General features: G+C 67.8%; 10 protein-coding genes and 1 tRNA gene. 5 read left to right on the forward strand and 6 right to left on the reverse strand.

Annotation, left to right across the window (positions count from 1 at the left end; genetic code table 11):
* The first annotated feature begins 18 nt into the window (after positions 1-18).
* Positions 19-1,536, forward strand: coding sequence for a nitrogen regulation protein NR(I) (ntrC, locus tag ABIC51_RS03660; protein ID WP_021157654.1), 1,518 nt, complete (start codon positions 19-21; stop codon positions 1,534-1,536).
* Positions 1,537-1,625: 89 nt separating this feature from the next.
* On the forward strand, positions 1,626-3,734 hold the full coding sequence (locus ABIC51_RS03665; protein ID WP_175898724.1) for a prolyl oligopeptidase family serine peptidase: 2,109 nt from the start codon (positions 1,626-1,628) through the stop codon (positions 3,732-3,734).
* 19 nt (positions 3,735-3,753) lie between these two features.
* Here ABIC51_RS03665 and xth read toward each other — a convergent pair whose 3' ends face one another.
* Complete coding sequence (xth, locus tag ABIC51_RS03670) at positions 3,754-4,530, reverse strand: exodeoxyribonuclease III (RefSeq protein WP_048024087.1); 777 nt, start codon at positions 4,528-4,530, stop codon at positions 3,754-3,756.
* Positions 4,531-4,714: 184 nt separating this feature from the next.
* Here xth and ABIC51_RS03675 point away from each other — a divergent pair.
* A tRNA-Met gene (locus tag ABIC51_RS03675) sits at positions 4,715-4,791 on the forward strand.
* 99 nt (positions 4,792-4,890) lie between these two features.
* Here ABIC51_RS03675 and ABIC51_RS03680 read toward each other — a convergent pair.
* A complete protein-coding gene (locus tag ABIC51_RS03680) occupies positions 4,891-5,583 on the reverse strand; it encodes an aspartate/glutamate racemase family protein (protein ID WP_146252890.1) in 693 nt (230 codons plus the stop codon).
* 136 nt (positions 5,584-5,719) lie between these two features.
* Between ABIC51_RS03680 and dinB the strand changes: the two genes are divergently transcribed.
* Positions 5,720-6,913, forward strand: a complete 1,194-nt coding sequence (dinB, locus tag ABIC51_RS03685; protein WP_059699122.1) for a DNA polymerase IV — start codon at positions 5,720-5,722, stop codon at positions 6,911-6,913.
* A 61-nt stretch (positions 6,914-6,974) separates the two neighbouring features.
* Here dinB and ABIC51_RS03690 read toward each other — a convergent pair whose 3' ends face one another.
* Together ABIC51_RS03690 and folD are read right to left on the reverse strand one after the other, a co-directional pair.
* On the reverse strand, positions 6,975-9,062 hold the full coding sequence (locus tag ABIC51_RS03690; RefSeq protein ID WP_060373147.1) for a M3 family metallopeptidase: 2,088 nt from the start codon (positions 9,060-9,062) through the stop codon (positions 6,975-6,977).
* A 237-nt stretch (positions 9,063-9,299) separates the two neighbouring features.
* On the reverse strand, positions 9,300-10,160 hold the full coding sequence (gene folD / locus ABIC51_RS03695) for a bifunctional methylenetetrahydrofolate dehydrogenase/methenyltetrahydrofolate cyclohydrolase FolD (RefSeq protein ID WP_048024084.1): 861 nt from the start codon (positions 10,158-10,160) through the stop codon (positions 9,300-9,302).
* Here folD and ABIC51_RS03700 point away from each other — a divergent pair.
* Positions 10,159-10,353: a hypothetical protein gene (locus ABIC51_RS03700; protein ID WP_059699120.1), complete on the forward strand. Its 195-nt coding sequence runs from the start codon at positions 10,159-10,161 to the stop codon at positions 10,351-10,353. The genes folD and ABIC51_RS03700 overlap by 2 nt on opposite strands.
* Before the next feature lie 52 nt (positions 10,354-10,405).
* On the opposite strand, the gene fixJ is transcribed toward ABIC51_RS03700, so the two are convergent.
* A complete protein-coding gene (gene fixJ / locus ABIC51_RS03705) occupies positions 10,406-11,044 on the reverse strand; it encodes an oxygen response regulator transcription factor FixJ (RefSeq protein WP_006493245.1) in 639 nt (212 codons plus the stop codon).
* Positions 11,041-13,557 carry an oxygen sensor histidine kinase FixL gene (gene fixL, locus ABIC51_RS03710; RefSeq protein WP_027786960.1) on the reverse strand — a complete coding sequence of 839 codons (2,517 nt, stop codon included), beginning with the start codon at positions 13,555-13,557 and terminating at the stop codon, positions 11,041-11,043. Before fixL ends, fixJ begins: the two co-directional genes overlap by 4 nt.
* Positions 13,558-13,712: the final 155 nt, after the last annotated feature.

A 13,712-nucleotide genomic window follows, 5' to 3' on the forward strand; every position in this document is an offset into this window, starting at 1 on the left:
CCAATATCTGACCGACCTATGAAGCCGATCTGGATAGTAGACGACGACCAATCGATCCGCTGGGTGCTTGAAAAGGCGCTCGCCCGGGACAGCTTCGCGACGAAGAGCTTCGCGAACGTGCGCGACGCGCTGGCCGCGCTCGACCACGAGACGCCGCAGGTGCTCGTATCCGACATCCGGATGCCGGGCGGCTCGGGCCTCGAGTTGCTGCAGGCGATGCACGAGCGCCTGCCGGGCCTGCCCGTCATCATCATGACGGCGTTCTCCGATCTCGACAGCGCTGTGGCGGCGTTCCAGGGAGGCGCGTTCGAATATCTCGCGAAGCCGTTCGACGTCGACAAGGCGGTCGAGCTGATCCGCCGCGCCGTCGAGGAAAGCCTGCGCGGCGGCGTGCCGCAGGACGAGCGCGTGGCCGAGGCGCCCGAGATGCTCGGCCAGGCGCCCGCGATGCAGGACATGTTCCGCGCGATCGGTCGCCTGTCTCACTCGGCTGCGACCGTGCTGATCACCGGCGAATCGGGCACCGGCAAGGAGCTCGTCGCGCGTGCGCTGCACCGTCACAGCCCGCGCGCGAACGGGCCGTTCATCGCGCTGAACACCGCGGCGATCCCGAAGGACCTGCTCGAATCCGAGCTGTTCGGCCATGAGCGCGGCGCGTTCACCGGCGCGCAGTCGACGCGGCAGGGCCGCTTCGAGCAGGCCGAGAACGGCACGCTGTTCCTCGACGAAATCGGCGACATGCCGTTCGACCTGCAGACGCGCCTGTTGCGCGTGCTGTCGGACGGGCAGTTCTATCGGGTCGGCGGGCACAACCCGCTGCGCGCGAACGTGCGCGTGATCGCCGCGACGCACCAGAATCTCGAATCGCGCGTGCGGCAGGGCCTGTTCCGCGAAGACCTTTACCACCGGCTCAACGTGATCCGGCTGCGGCTGCCGCCGCTGCGCGAGCGCAGCGAGGACATCGCGCTGCTCACGCGCCACTTCCTGCAGAAGAGCGCGCGCGATCTCGGCGTCGAGCCGAAACGCGTGTCCGACGAGGCGCTGGCCTACCTGACGTCGCTCGCGTTTCCCGGCAACGTGCGCCAGCTCGAGAACCTCGCGAACTGGCTGACCGTGATGGCGCCCGCGCAGACGGTCGAGATCAAGGACCTGCCGCCCGACCTCGTGCCGGCCGGCGCGCCGGTCGTCGCTGCGGGCGAAGGTGCGGGCACGCACGTCGGTGGTGGCGATACGGCACTCTCTGCACCGGTGACGGGCACGGCGCCGGTGGCGTCCGCGCCTGTCGCGGCCGCGCCGAACGGCAGCGCGCCGGCCGGCTATCCGGTGTGGGAGCATGGTTTGCGCACCGAGGTGGCGCGGCTGTTGCGCGAGAATTCGGCCGACGTGATGGACGAACTCGCACGCCGCTTCGAGGCGGCCGTGATCCGCGAGGCGCTCGACTTCACGCGCGGTCGCAAGGTCGAGGCCGCGGAGCGCCTCGGCATCGGCCGCAACACGATCACGCGCAAGATCCAGGAACTCCATCTGGAGCCCTGAGCACGATTTGCGGCATGCGCGGGCATCGCGCATGCCGCGATCGGACATAATCGCGGTTTGCACGCCGTTTGCCATTCCGCCCATCCGCAATGTCCGATTCCTTCCGCTGGCCCGCCGGGGCCGACCCGTTCCGTTTCCTCGAAGCGCTCGACAGCAAGCGCGCCCGCACGTGGGTCGACGAGCAGAACGCGCGCACGCGCGCCGCGCTGCGTGACGACGATGCCTATCGCGCGCTCACGGCGCGCCTCGCGAAAGCGTACCTGCCGCGCGAACGCCCGGTGATTCCAACCCGCTGGCGCGACTGGGCCTACGACCTGTGGCAGGACGATCTCCATCCGAAGGGGCTGTGGCGCCGCACGCGCTGGGACGACTGGCGTGCAGGCCGGCCGGCGTGGGAAACGCTGCTCGACGTCGACGCGCTCGGCGCGGAGGAGGGCGAATCGTGGGTGTTCGAGCAGGACGCGATCCTGTATCCGGACGGCGATCGCGCGCTGCTGTCGCTGTCGCCGGGCGGTGCCGACGCGGTCGTCGTGCGCGAATTCGATCTCGTCGAACGTCGTTTCGTCGACGGCGGCTTCACGATCGACGAGCCGGGGCATCACACGGTCGGCTGGATCGATCGCGATACCGTCTACGTGAGCTGGGATCGCGGCGACGCGCATGCCACCGCGGCCGGCTATCCGTATGAAGCGCGGCGCTGGGTGCGCGGCACCGCGCTTGCCGATGCGCCGGTCGTCTTCAGCGGCGAACCCGACGACATCAGCGCGGGCGCGGGGTTCGATCCGATCGACAACCGCCACGTCGCGTGGCGCAGCGTCGACTTCTTCGACGCGCATGCGTACCGGCTGACCGACGCGGGCGAGTGGGCGCGCTACGACGTGCCGCCCCATGTCGAGGTCGGGTTCTGGGAAGGCTGGCTCATGCTGGAGCCGCGCCTCGACTGGGATTGCGGCGGCGTGCGCCATGCGGGCGGCTCGCTGCTGGCGATCCGCGAGCAGGCGTTCCTGGCCGGGTCGCGCGAACTCACGACGCTGTTCGCGCCGCAGCCGACGACGTCCGCGTGCACGTGGACGCACACGCGCACGACGCTGATCGCGAGCTGGCTCGACGACGTGCACAACCGCACGATGCTGTGGCAACCGCGACAGGTCGACGACGGTACGTGGACATGGGATGCGCGGCCGTTCGAGTGGGCGGGCGACGCGCAGATCGATGTCGAGCCCGTCGAGTCGACGCTGAACGACGAGGTGTACGTCGACGTCGACACCTATCTCGATCCGCCCGAATGCTGGCTGGCGGATCTGGCCGACCGCGCGGACGATGCGTCGTCGCGCCGCGTGCTGCTCGACCGGCCGCCGGTGCAGTTCGACGCGACGGGGCTCGTCGTGCGCCGCGCGAGCGCGCGCTCGCAAGACGGCACGATGGTGCCGTACACGCTGATCGGGCCGCGCGATGCACTCGATCCGGCCGAAGGCGCCACGCGCGTCGCGCGGCCGTGTTTGTTGTCGGGCTACGGCGGTTTTGCGATCCCGAACCTGCCGGGCTACAGCGACGCGTTCGGCATCGGGTGGCTCGAGCGCGGCGGCGTGATGGCGTTAGCGCACATCCGCGGCGGCGGCGAGTTCGGGCCGCGCTGGCATGTCGACGCGCAGCGCGAACACCGCCAGCGCTCGTTCGACGATTTCATCGCGGTGGCCGAGGATCTGGCCGCGACCGGCGTGACGAGCGCCGCGCAGCTCGGCATCGAGGGCGGCAGCAACGGCGGGCTGCTGGTTGCCGCGTGCATGGTGCAGCGGCCGGAGCTGTTCGGCGCGGTGCTCTGCCGCGTGCCGCTGCTCGACATGCGGCGCTATCCGAAGCTGCACGCGGGCGCCGCGTGGCTCGACGAATACGGCGACCCGGACGATCCGCACGAAGGTGCGGCGCTGGCCGCGTATTCGCCGTATCACCGCGTGCGTGAAGGCGTCGCGTATCCGCCGTTACTGCTGACGACGTCGACGCGCGACGACCGCGTGCATCCCGCGCATGCGCGCAAGATGGCCGCGCGCATGCGTGCGCTCGGTCATGAACGGGTGTGGTATTGGGAGAACACCGACGGCGGCCACGGCAGTGCCGACGATCTGGAACGCGCGGAAGCCGACGCGGCGGAATTCGGGTTCCTGTGGGCCCATCTCGGGCCGGCGCCCGCGCGGCGCTGAACGCGCGCGGGCTGCCCGGTCAGCCGACGACCGCGACCACGGGCGTGTGGTCGGACGGCTGTTCCCACGTGCGCGGCGTGCGATCGACCTCGCACGACGTGCAGGTTTGCGCGAGCGCCGGCGACAGCAGCACGTGGTCGATGCGCAGCCCCGCGTTGCGGCGGAACGCCATCATCCGGTAGTCCCACCATGTGAAGGTCTTCTCCGGCTGTTCGAAGCGGCGGAACGCATCGACGAAGCCGAGTTCGATCAGTTGCGCGAAGTGGGCGCGCTCCTGCGGCGACACGAGGTTCTGGCCTTCCCATTTCGCGGGGTCGTGCACGTCGCGGTCTTCCGGCGCGATGTTGTAGTCGCCGAGCAGCGCGAGCTTCGGGTAGCGCTGCAGCTCGGTGCGCAGCCACGCCTGCAGCGCGTCGAGCCATTGCATCTTGTAGACGAACTTGTCCGAGTCGGGCGCCTGGCCGTTCGGGAAATACGCGGACACGATGCGCACGCCGTCGACCGTCGCGGCGATCACGCGCTGCTGGGGATCGTCGAAGCCCGGAATGTTGCGTACGACGTCCGATTCGTCGACGGACAGCGTGTCGCGCGCGAGGATCGCGACGCCGTTGTAGGTCTTCTGGCCCGTGAACCAGCTGCGGTAGCCGGCGGCTTCAAGATCGGCGCGCGGGAATTTCTCGTCCGGCAGCTTCAGTTCCTGCAGGCACAGCACGTCGGTGCCGCTTTGCGCGAGCCAGTCGAGTACGTGCTGCTTGCGGACGTTGAGCGAGTTGACGTTCCAGGTGGCGATTTTCATGAACGGGGAGTGTGCGTGCGGGGTAAATGCGAAGGCCGCCATCTTACCGCGAGCACGCGGTGCGAACGCGCCCGTCGTGCGGGGCGGGGGCGGTGCCTCGCACCGCCGTCTCGGGGAATCGGGAAGAAATTGTGACAAAAGTATTGACGTGAGTACTTCCTCACCCTATAATTTATTTCTCTGACGCGGGGTGGAGCAGTCTGGCAGCTCGTCGGGCTCATAACCCGAAGGTCGTAGGTTCAAATCCTACCCCCGCAACCAAGCACACCAGACGATGTGCAGCGCATATGACCGATGCGACGCTTCGTCGACAAGAACCCGGCTCCATGCCGGGTTTTTTGTTTTCTGCGCGCGGCGCCGCTATCGCGCCGCCCACTCGACCGCCGCCTTCGCATGCAGCGCGGTCGTATCGAACACCGGCAGCGGCGAGTCGTCCGCGCCGATCAGCAGCGTGATTTCCGTGCAGCCGAGGATCACCGCCTGGGCGCCGCGCGTCGCCAGTTCCTCGATGATCGTCCCGTACGTCGCGCGCGATTCCGGCGCGATGACGCCGTGGCACAGCTCGTCGTAGATGATCCGGTGCACGTCGTCGCGCCCGCGTTCGTCCGGCACGAGCACCTCCATGCCGAACCTGTCGCGCAACCGCTCCGCGTAGAACGGCAACTCCATCGTGTAGCGCGTGCCCAGCAGCGCGACGCGCTCGATGCCCGCATCGCGAAGCGCGGCGCCGGTCGGATCGGCGATGTGCAGGAACGGCAGCGTCACCGCGGCTTCGATCGCGGCGTGGACGCGATGCATCGTATTGGTCGTCAACACGACAAGATCGGCGCCGGCCGCTTCGAGCTGCCGCGCGGCACTCGCCATCCGCTCGCCGAGCGCGGCCCAGTCGTGCGTGCGCTGCAGCGCTTCGATCTCCGCGAAATCGACCGTGACCAGCACGCTTTTCGCGTTGTGATGCCCGCCGTGCAGCGCCTTCGAATGGCGATTGATCATCCGGTAGTACTCGGCCGACGATTCCCAGCTCATCCCGCCGATCAGTCCGATCGTCTTCATCCGTCACCTTTGCGTTTCGTGTATTGCGGCAGACGAGTATAGGCGCCGCTGCCCGCGCCGGCCGGTACGATCCGTGCAAAGCGGGCCGGTACGGCACCGCCGGGCGCGACCGCACGCGACAGTTGAAACCGGCACTGTGTTTTTGTACAGTATCGGCACCGTGAACCCGACCATCATTCCGCCTGCCGATCCGCACGCGCCGCCGCCGGGCGACGTGCTGCCGCGCATGCGCAAGATCATTCATTGCGATTGCGACTGCTTCTACGCGTCGGTCGAGATGCGCGACGACCCGTCGCTGCGCAACCGGCCGCTCGCGGTCGGCGGCCGGCCCGACCAGCGCGGCGTGATCGCGACCTGCAACTACGAGGCGCGGCGCTACGGCGTGCATTCGGCGATGTCGTCGGCGCTGGCGATGCGCAAGTGTCCGGACCTGCTGATCCTGCCGTCAGCGATGGACAAGTACCGCGCGGCATCGCGGCAGATCATGGCGATCTATCGCGACTACACGCCCGACGTCGAGCCGCTGTCGCTCGACGAGGCGTACCTCGACGTCAGCGGGTCGGAGCGGTGCCAGGGCAGTGCGACGCTGATTGCGAGGGAGATCCGTCAGCGCGTGCACGATACGGTCGGCGTGACCGTGTCGGCCGGCGTCGCGCCGAACAAGTTCATCGCGAAGATCGCGTCCGACTGGAACAAGCCCGACGGGCTGTTCGTCGTGCGGCCGCACGAGATCGACGCGTTCGTCGCGGCGCTGCCGGTGCGCAAGCTGCACGGCGTCGGCAAGGTGACGGCCTCGCGGCTCGACCGGCTCGGCATCCAGACCTGCGCGCAATTGCGCGACTGGCCGCTGATCGACCTGCACCGCGAATTCGGCGCGTTCGGGCGGCGGCTGTACGAATTGTCGCGCGGGATCGACGAGCGGCCGGTGCAGGCCGACCAGGAGCGCAAGTCGGTCAGCGTCGAGACGACCTACGTTACCGATCTGACGACGCTCGAGCAGTGCGCGGCAGAAATCCGCCGCCTCGTCGTGCAGCTCGACGCGCGTATCGCACGGGCGGGCGCTGCGCGGTCGATCCGCAAGCTGTACGTGAAGATCCGCTTCGCCGATTTCCAGCGGACGACGGTCGAGTGCGTGGCCGACGCGACGCATGCGGATACGGCCGTCACGCTGCTCGCGAAGGGGCTGCAACGGCGTGCGCAGGCGGTGCGGCTGCTCGGCGTCGGCGTGCGCATCGACGAGGATACCGCCGAGCGCCACGGGCAGTTCTCGCTGTTCGACGACGAAGCCGGTAACGCCGACGACGCAGCCGGCGAACTCCCGGCGCCATGAAAAAAAGGCACCGCCGCGGCGGTGCCTTTCGATGCAGCCGGACGAGCCGGACAGCGGGCGCTCAGTGCGCGGGTGCGGCCATCCCGTTGTGGCGCAGCAGCGCATCGATCTGCGGCTCGCGGCCGCGGAACGCCTTGAACGAATCCATCGCCGGGCGGCTGCCGCCGACCTCGAGGATTTCGCGGCGATAGCGCGTGCCGGTCGCCGCGTCGAGCACGCTGCCGCTCGCGGCGGCCGCTTCCTCGAACGCCGCGTACGCATCGGCCGACAGCACCTCGGCCCACTTGTAGCTGTAGTAGCCGGCCGCGTAGCCGCCCGCGAAGATGTGGCTGAACGTGTTCGGCCAGCGCGAGAACGCGGCTTGCGGGATCACGTGATAGCGTTCGTTGATCTCGCGCGCGAATGCGGTCACGCCGGTGGCGCCTGCCGGGTCGAAGTCGACGTGCAGCAGCATGTCGAACATCGAGAACACGATCTGGCGCAGCGTGCCGAGCCCGCTCTGGAAGTTCTTCGCGGCGATCATCTTGTCGAACAGCTCGCGCGGCAGCGCGGCGCCCGTATCGACGTGCGACGACATCGACGACAGCACGTCCCATTCCCAGCAGAAGTTTTCCATGAACTGCGACGGCAGCTCGACGGCATCCCATTCGACGCCGTTGATGCCCGACACGCCGAGCTCGTCGACGCGCGTGAGCATGTGGTGCAGCCCGTGGCCGAATTCATGGAACAGCGTGATGACTTCGTCGTGCGTGAAGCATGCGGGCTTGCCGCCGACCGGTGCCGAGAAGTTGCAGGTCAGGTACGCGACCGGCGTCTGCACGGTGCTGCCGCGCTTCGCGCGCGAACGCGCGTCGTCCATCCACGCCCCGCCGCGCTTGCCTTCGCGCGCGTACAGGTCGAGATAGAACTGCGCGACGAGCGAGCCGTCGCGGTTTTCGACGCGGAAGAAGCGCACGTCCTTGTGCCACACCGGCGCATCGTCCGGCTTGATCTGGACGCCGAACAGCGTCTCGGTGACGGTGAACAGGCCCTTCAGCGCGGCCGGCTCCGGGAAGTACTGCTTGACCTCGTTTTCCGAGAACGCGTAGCGCTGCTGGCGCAGCTTCTCGGCCGCGTATGCGACGTCCCACGGCGCGAGTTCGGCGAGGCCGAGTTCCTTCGCGGCGAACGCGCGCAGCTCGTCCCAGTCCTTGTCCGCGTGCGGGCGCGCGCGCGTCGCGAGATCCTCGAGGAACGCGATCACCTGCTGCGGCGATTCGGCCATCTTCGGCGCGAGCGACACTTCGGCGAAGTTGCGGTAGCCGAGCATCTGCGCCTCTTCGCGGCGCAGCTTCAGCGCATCGGCGACGATCGCCGTGTTGTCCCATTCTGCCTTGCCGTCGCCGTACTGCGGCCCGAGTTCCGACGCGCGCGTCGCATAGGCGCGGTAGAGCGTCTCGCGCAGCGCGCGGTTGTCGGCGTATTGCAGCACCGGGAAGTACGACGGGAAGTGCAGCGTGAATTTCCAGCCTTCCTTGCCGTCCTTCTGCGCGGCTTCGCGGGCGGCCTCGATCGCGTCGCCGGGCAGGCCGGCCAGTTCGGCGTCGTCCTGCACGATGTACGCGTACGCGTTGGTCGCGTCGAGCACGTGATCGGAGAAGGCCTTCGACAGCGCGGCCTGCTGTTCCTGAAGTTCCGCGAAGCGCGGCTTCTGGTCCTCGGGCAGCTCGGCGCCCGACAGGCGGAAATCGCGCAGCGCGTTGTCGAGGATCTTTTTGCGTTCGGTGGACAGCGTTGCGTATTCGGCACTCGCGGCGATCGCCTTGTACTTCTCGTACAGCGCGAGGTTCTGGCCGACGCTCGACCAGAATTCGGTCACGCGCGGCAGGTTTTCGCCGTAGGCGGCCCGCAGTTCGGGCGTATCGGCGACCGCGTTCAGGTGGCCGACGATGCCCCACGCGCGACCGAGCGGCTCCGTCGCGTGCTCGACCGTCTCGACGACATCCGCCCAGGTTGCCGGCGTCGCGGCGGCGCTTGCCGTCTCGACCGCGCGGTTGGCGGCATCGAGCAGCGTGTCGAGCGCGGGCGTCACGTGTTCCGGGCGGATCTCGCCGAAGCGGGGCAGGCCCGAGAAGTCGAGGAGCGGGTTGGTGTTGGCGCTGGCGGACATAAGACTCCCTGTCTGTTGCCGGATGAACCGGAGTGAAAAGGGTAAGGCGCGCACGGCAGCGCGGCGCCCGATATCGACATTATTGGGGCGCATCGCGCGCTTTCCAATCGTTAGTTTCTAACGACGCGATTGGCGCGGGGTCGAATGCGGGACGGGGCGGCCGGCAAGGTGCGGCCGGCCAGGTGCGGCCGGCGAGGCGCCGGCGCGCGGAACCGCACGCCGGCTGAACGGGCAGGGTCAGGCGGCTGCGTCGGCCGCGCGCTCGGCGGCTTCGATCGTGTTGATCAGCAGCATCGTGATGGTCATCGGGCCGACGCCGCCCGGCACCGGCGTGATGTGGCCGGCCACTTCCTTCACGCCCGCGAAGTCGACGTCGCCGCACAGCTTGCCCGCATCGTCGCGGTTCATGCCGACGTCGATCACCGTCGCGCCGGGCTTCACCATGTCGGCGGTCAGGATGTTGCGCTTGCCGACCGCGGCGACCACGACATCCGCCTGCCGCGTATGCGCGGCGAGGTCACGCGTCTTGCTGTGGCAGATCGTCACGGTCGCGCCGGCGTCGAGCAGCATCATCGCCATCGGCTTGCCGACGATGTTCGAGCGGCCGATCACGACCGCGTTCGCACCCTGCAGCGGGATGCCGTGCGCCTCGAACATCTTCATCACGCCGTACGGCGTGCACGGCCGGAACAGCGGCTTGCCGGTCATCAGCGCGCCGGCGTTCGCGATGTGGAAGCCGTCGACGTCCTTCTCCGGCGCGATCGCCTCGATCACCTTGTGGCTGTCGATGTGCGCGGGCAGCGGCAGCTGGACGAGGATGCCGTGGATCTTCGGGTCGCGGTTCAGCTCGTCGATGCGCGCGAGCAGGTCGGCTTCCGACAGCGTGGCCGGGTACGCATCCTTCAGCGAGAAGAAGCCGTTGTCCTCGCACGCCTTGATCTTGTTGCGCACGTAGACTTCGCTCGCCGGGTTGGCGCCGACGAGGATCACCGCGAGACCGGGCTGGTGGCCGCGTGCGGTCAGGGCGGCGGCGCGTTCGGCGGCCTGCGCGCGCAAGGTCTTCGAGAGGGCGTTGCCGTCGATGAGGAGGGCTGTCATGGTGGTGGTCCTGCCGGGAAGTTGGAATGCGGGCGTGCGGCACGCGAAGCGCCGCAGCAAAGCACGCAATTATACCGGTCGCCTGCTGTCGTCCGACAGCGAATACAAGGAAAGCGTCATGGCGCCGGTGCCGGCGCTCCGGGAGGAAGCGCCGGGATGCCGCGCGAGTGGGCCGCATCGCGCGGCGCGGTAGTGTCCGATGGTGCGGCCGGCCGGGCAGGGCTGCCCGGAGCCGCGTGCGACGCTCAGGCCTGCTTCTTCGACAGCGCGAGGCGCAGCAGATCGGCGACCGTGTTGACGTTGAGCTTTTCCATGATGTTCGCGCGGTGCGCTTCGACCGTCTTGATGCTGATGCCGAGATCGTCGGCGATCTGCTTGTTCAGGCGGCCCGCGATGATCCGTTCGAGCACCTGCTGCTCGCGCGCGGTCAGCTTCGACAGGCGTTCGCTCGCGGCACGCTGCTCCTGGACGCTCTTGCTTTCGCTTCGGGCCTTGTCGAGCATCCGCTCGACGAGCTTGCGCAGCTCGGCTTCGTCGAACGGTTTCTCGATAAAGTCCATCGCACCCTTTTTCATCGTCGACACGGCCATCGGCACGTCGCCGTGACCCGTGACGAAGATGATCGGCAGCGCGGCATTGTCGGCGATCAGGCGCTCCTGCAGCTCGAGACCGCTCATGCCCGACATCCGCACGTCGAGGATCAGGCACGCGATCTGGCCGGCCTGCTGCGCCGGCTGGTACGCATCGAGGAACTGCTCGGCGCTTGAGAAGCATTGCACGCGATAGCCGTTCGCCTCCAGCAGCCAGCGCAGCGAGTCCCGTACGGCCTCGTCGTCGTCGACGACGAAGACGGTTTCCTGAGTGGTGGTGACAGGGCTATTCATAGTTCTCCCGTAACGGTATGTGATGCCGATGCCTCGCGCCCCCCTTGGCCGAGATCAGCGGGTTCCCCAATGGGCAGGCTGCAGTGGAACGTCGCGCCGGAAATGCGGCCATCCGGCTCGACGTTGTTGACCACCCACAGACGCCCCCGATGCGATTCGATGATCGAACGGCAGATGTTCAGCCCCATGCCCATGCCATCGGACTTGGTGCTGTAAAACGGTTCGAACAGGCGCTCGGCGGTCGCTTCGTCGACGCCCGGGCCCTGGTCGATCACGCGGATGTCGACGAATCCCGCCTCGATGTCGGCGATGACGCGGATCACGCCGTCCGCCGACGCTGGCTTCACGTCGGCCATCGCCTCGGCCGCGTTCTTCATCAGGTTCACGAGCACCTGCTCGATCAGCACGGGGTCGACATAAATAATAGGCATTCTTGCGAGGATTTCCGTGACGATCCGGATCCTGCGCTTCCTGGCCTCGATTTCAGCGAGCCCGACCGCGTCGGCGACGATGTCCGCGACCCGGGCCGGCTGGCGCTTCGGTTCGCTGCGCTTCACGAATTCGCGGATCCGCTTGACGATCATCCCGGCGCGCAGCGCCTGCTGCGCGGTCTTTTCCAGCGCGGGCTGCAGCGTCTCGGGCGTGCCGCGGCCGCTCTTCACGAGCGCGAGCGTGCCCGAGCAGTAGTTGTTGATCGCGGCGAGCGGCTGGTTCAATTCGTGAGCAATCGACGACGCCATTTCACCCATCGTCATCAATCGGCTCGTGAACTGCAGCTTCTCTTCCTGCTGGTGCGCGAGCTCCTGCGCCTTCTTGCGGGTCGTGATGTCGGTCGCGATCTGCATCTGCGCGAGGTGGCCGTCGACCCACTGTATGTACTGGCGGCGCACCTCGAACCACTTCTGGATGCTCTCGACGTACACCTCCTGCGCATCGGCCGTGCTGCTCGTCAGCGCGGCGGCCGGCAGGCCCGCGAACGCGTCGACCATGTCGATCGAGTCGGACGATGCCTGCGCGCGGTCGAAGCCGCCGCCCGACAGCTCGAGATGGCCGTCCGGGCGAATGCCGAACAGGTGGCGGTAGTAGCGGTTCGCGAACAGCAGCTCGGCTTCGTCGGCGGCCAGCACCGACACCGCGGCGTCGAGGCTTTCGAGCACCGTCGTGAAGCGCTCGTGCGCAGCCGCGAGTTCCTCGCGTGCACGCTTCGGCTCGGTGATGTCGGTCATCGACGACATCCAGCCGGTCTGGCGGCCCGAACTGTCGATCAGCGGCGACACGTACAGGCGCGCATGGAACAGCGTGCCGTTCTTGCGCCGCACGCGCAGCTCGAAGCCCGAGCTCGGCGCCTTGCCGCGCAGCGTCATGTCGAGCTGGCGCTGCATTTCCGGGTAAGCGTCGCGCGGCCAGTACGGGAACGGCGCGACCTTGCCGACGAGGTCGGTTTCGTCCCAGCCCGTCATCCGGCAGAACGCGGGGTTCACGTGCGTGATGCGGCCGTGCATGTCGAGCACGCGCATGCCGATCAGCACCGAATTCTCCATCGCGCGGCGGAAGAACGCTTCCGCGTACAGCGCCTGCTGCGCCTCGAAGCGCTGGCGCGTGTGCTTCCACAGGCTCCAGAGGCTCCACAGCACGAAGCACGACAGGCCCGCCACGAGCCACACGAGCGTGTTGTTGGTGAGGTTCGTGAGCTGCGGGAATGCGTACACGCGCACGGTCAGCCCCTGGCCGGGCGGATCGAGCGGCAGGTCGTAGTGCGAGTCGCGCGGCAGGCGCGGGCGCGTCGACGTGGACGACAGCTCGCGGTTGTTCGCGTCGGTGATCGAGATCTTGTACTTCGACGACAGTTCCTGCGGGATGTCGTGCTTCAGGATGCCTTCGACCGAGAACACCGCGGCGATCGAGCCGAGGTACTCGCGGTCGCCGCGCATGACGGGCGTCTGCAGCGTGATGAAGCCGTTGCCGAAGTCGTCGTAGATCAGCGGCGAATAGGCCTGGCGGCGCGTGCTGCGCGCCTCGTCGTATGCGCCGCGCACGGCGTCCTGCATCTGCGCTTCGCCGGGCTTCGCGAGCCGCTGGCCGAGCAGCGGCGGATGCACGGTCGGCCAGCGCTGTACGCCGGGCGACGTGTACCAGTTCAGGTAGAGGATTTCCGGGTGCGTCTGCATCACGTCCGCGACGGCCATCTGGAACGCGTTCTGGTCGAGGCGGCCGGATGCGAGATCGCGCGACAGTGCCTGGAGCTGTTCCTGCGCGCCCGTCATCGACAGGCGGATCTGCTGCTGCGCCCACGCGACGTTCCGGAAGAGGGTGTCTTCCTGCTGCTGCTGTTCGCGGCGGTTGAGGCTCCACAGGATGAGGCTCATCACCACCAGGAACACGAGGATCGACAGCAGTGGCGTCAGCAAATAGGAATTGGACCACCACGGTCCGTGGTGCCAACGGGACGGCTGCGACTCCGCCGGCGGGCCCGACGGTCGCGCCGAGCGTGCGAAAAGCCGATCGGTCAACATGGCAGGATTGTAGCGCAGCGCAATACATGGAAAACCTATACCGGATATGTTGAACGGAAACGGATTTGTTTCGCCGGGACGCGCCGGAGAGCCCCGAAATATGGGTGCAGCGCAGCAATATTTCGTATTGCGAGAAAAGATCTCACTATTCGAAA

The organism is Burkholderia sp. 572, assembly GCF_040545135.1.
Taxonomy (GTDB): Bacteria; Pseudomonadota; Gammaproteobacteria; order Burkholderiales; family Burkholderiaceae; genus Burkholderia; species Burkholderia cepacia.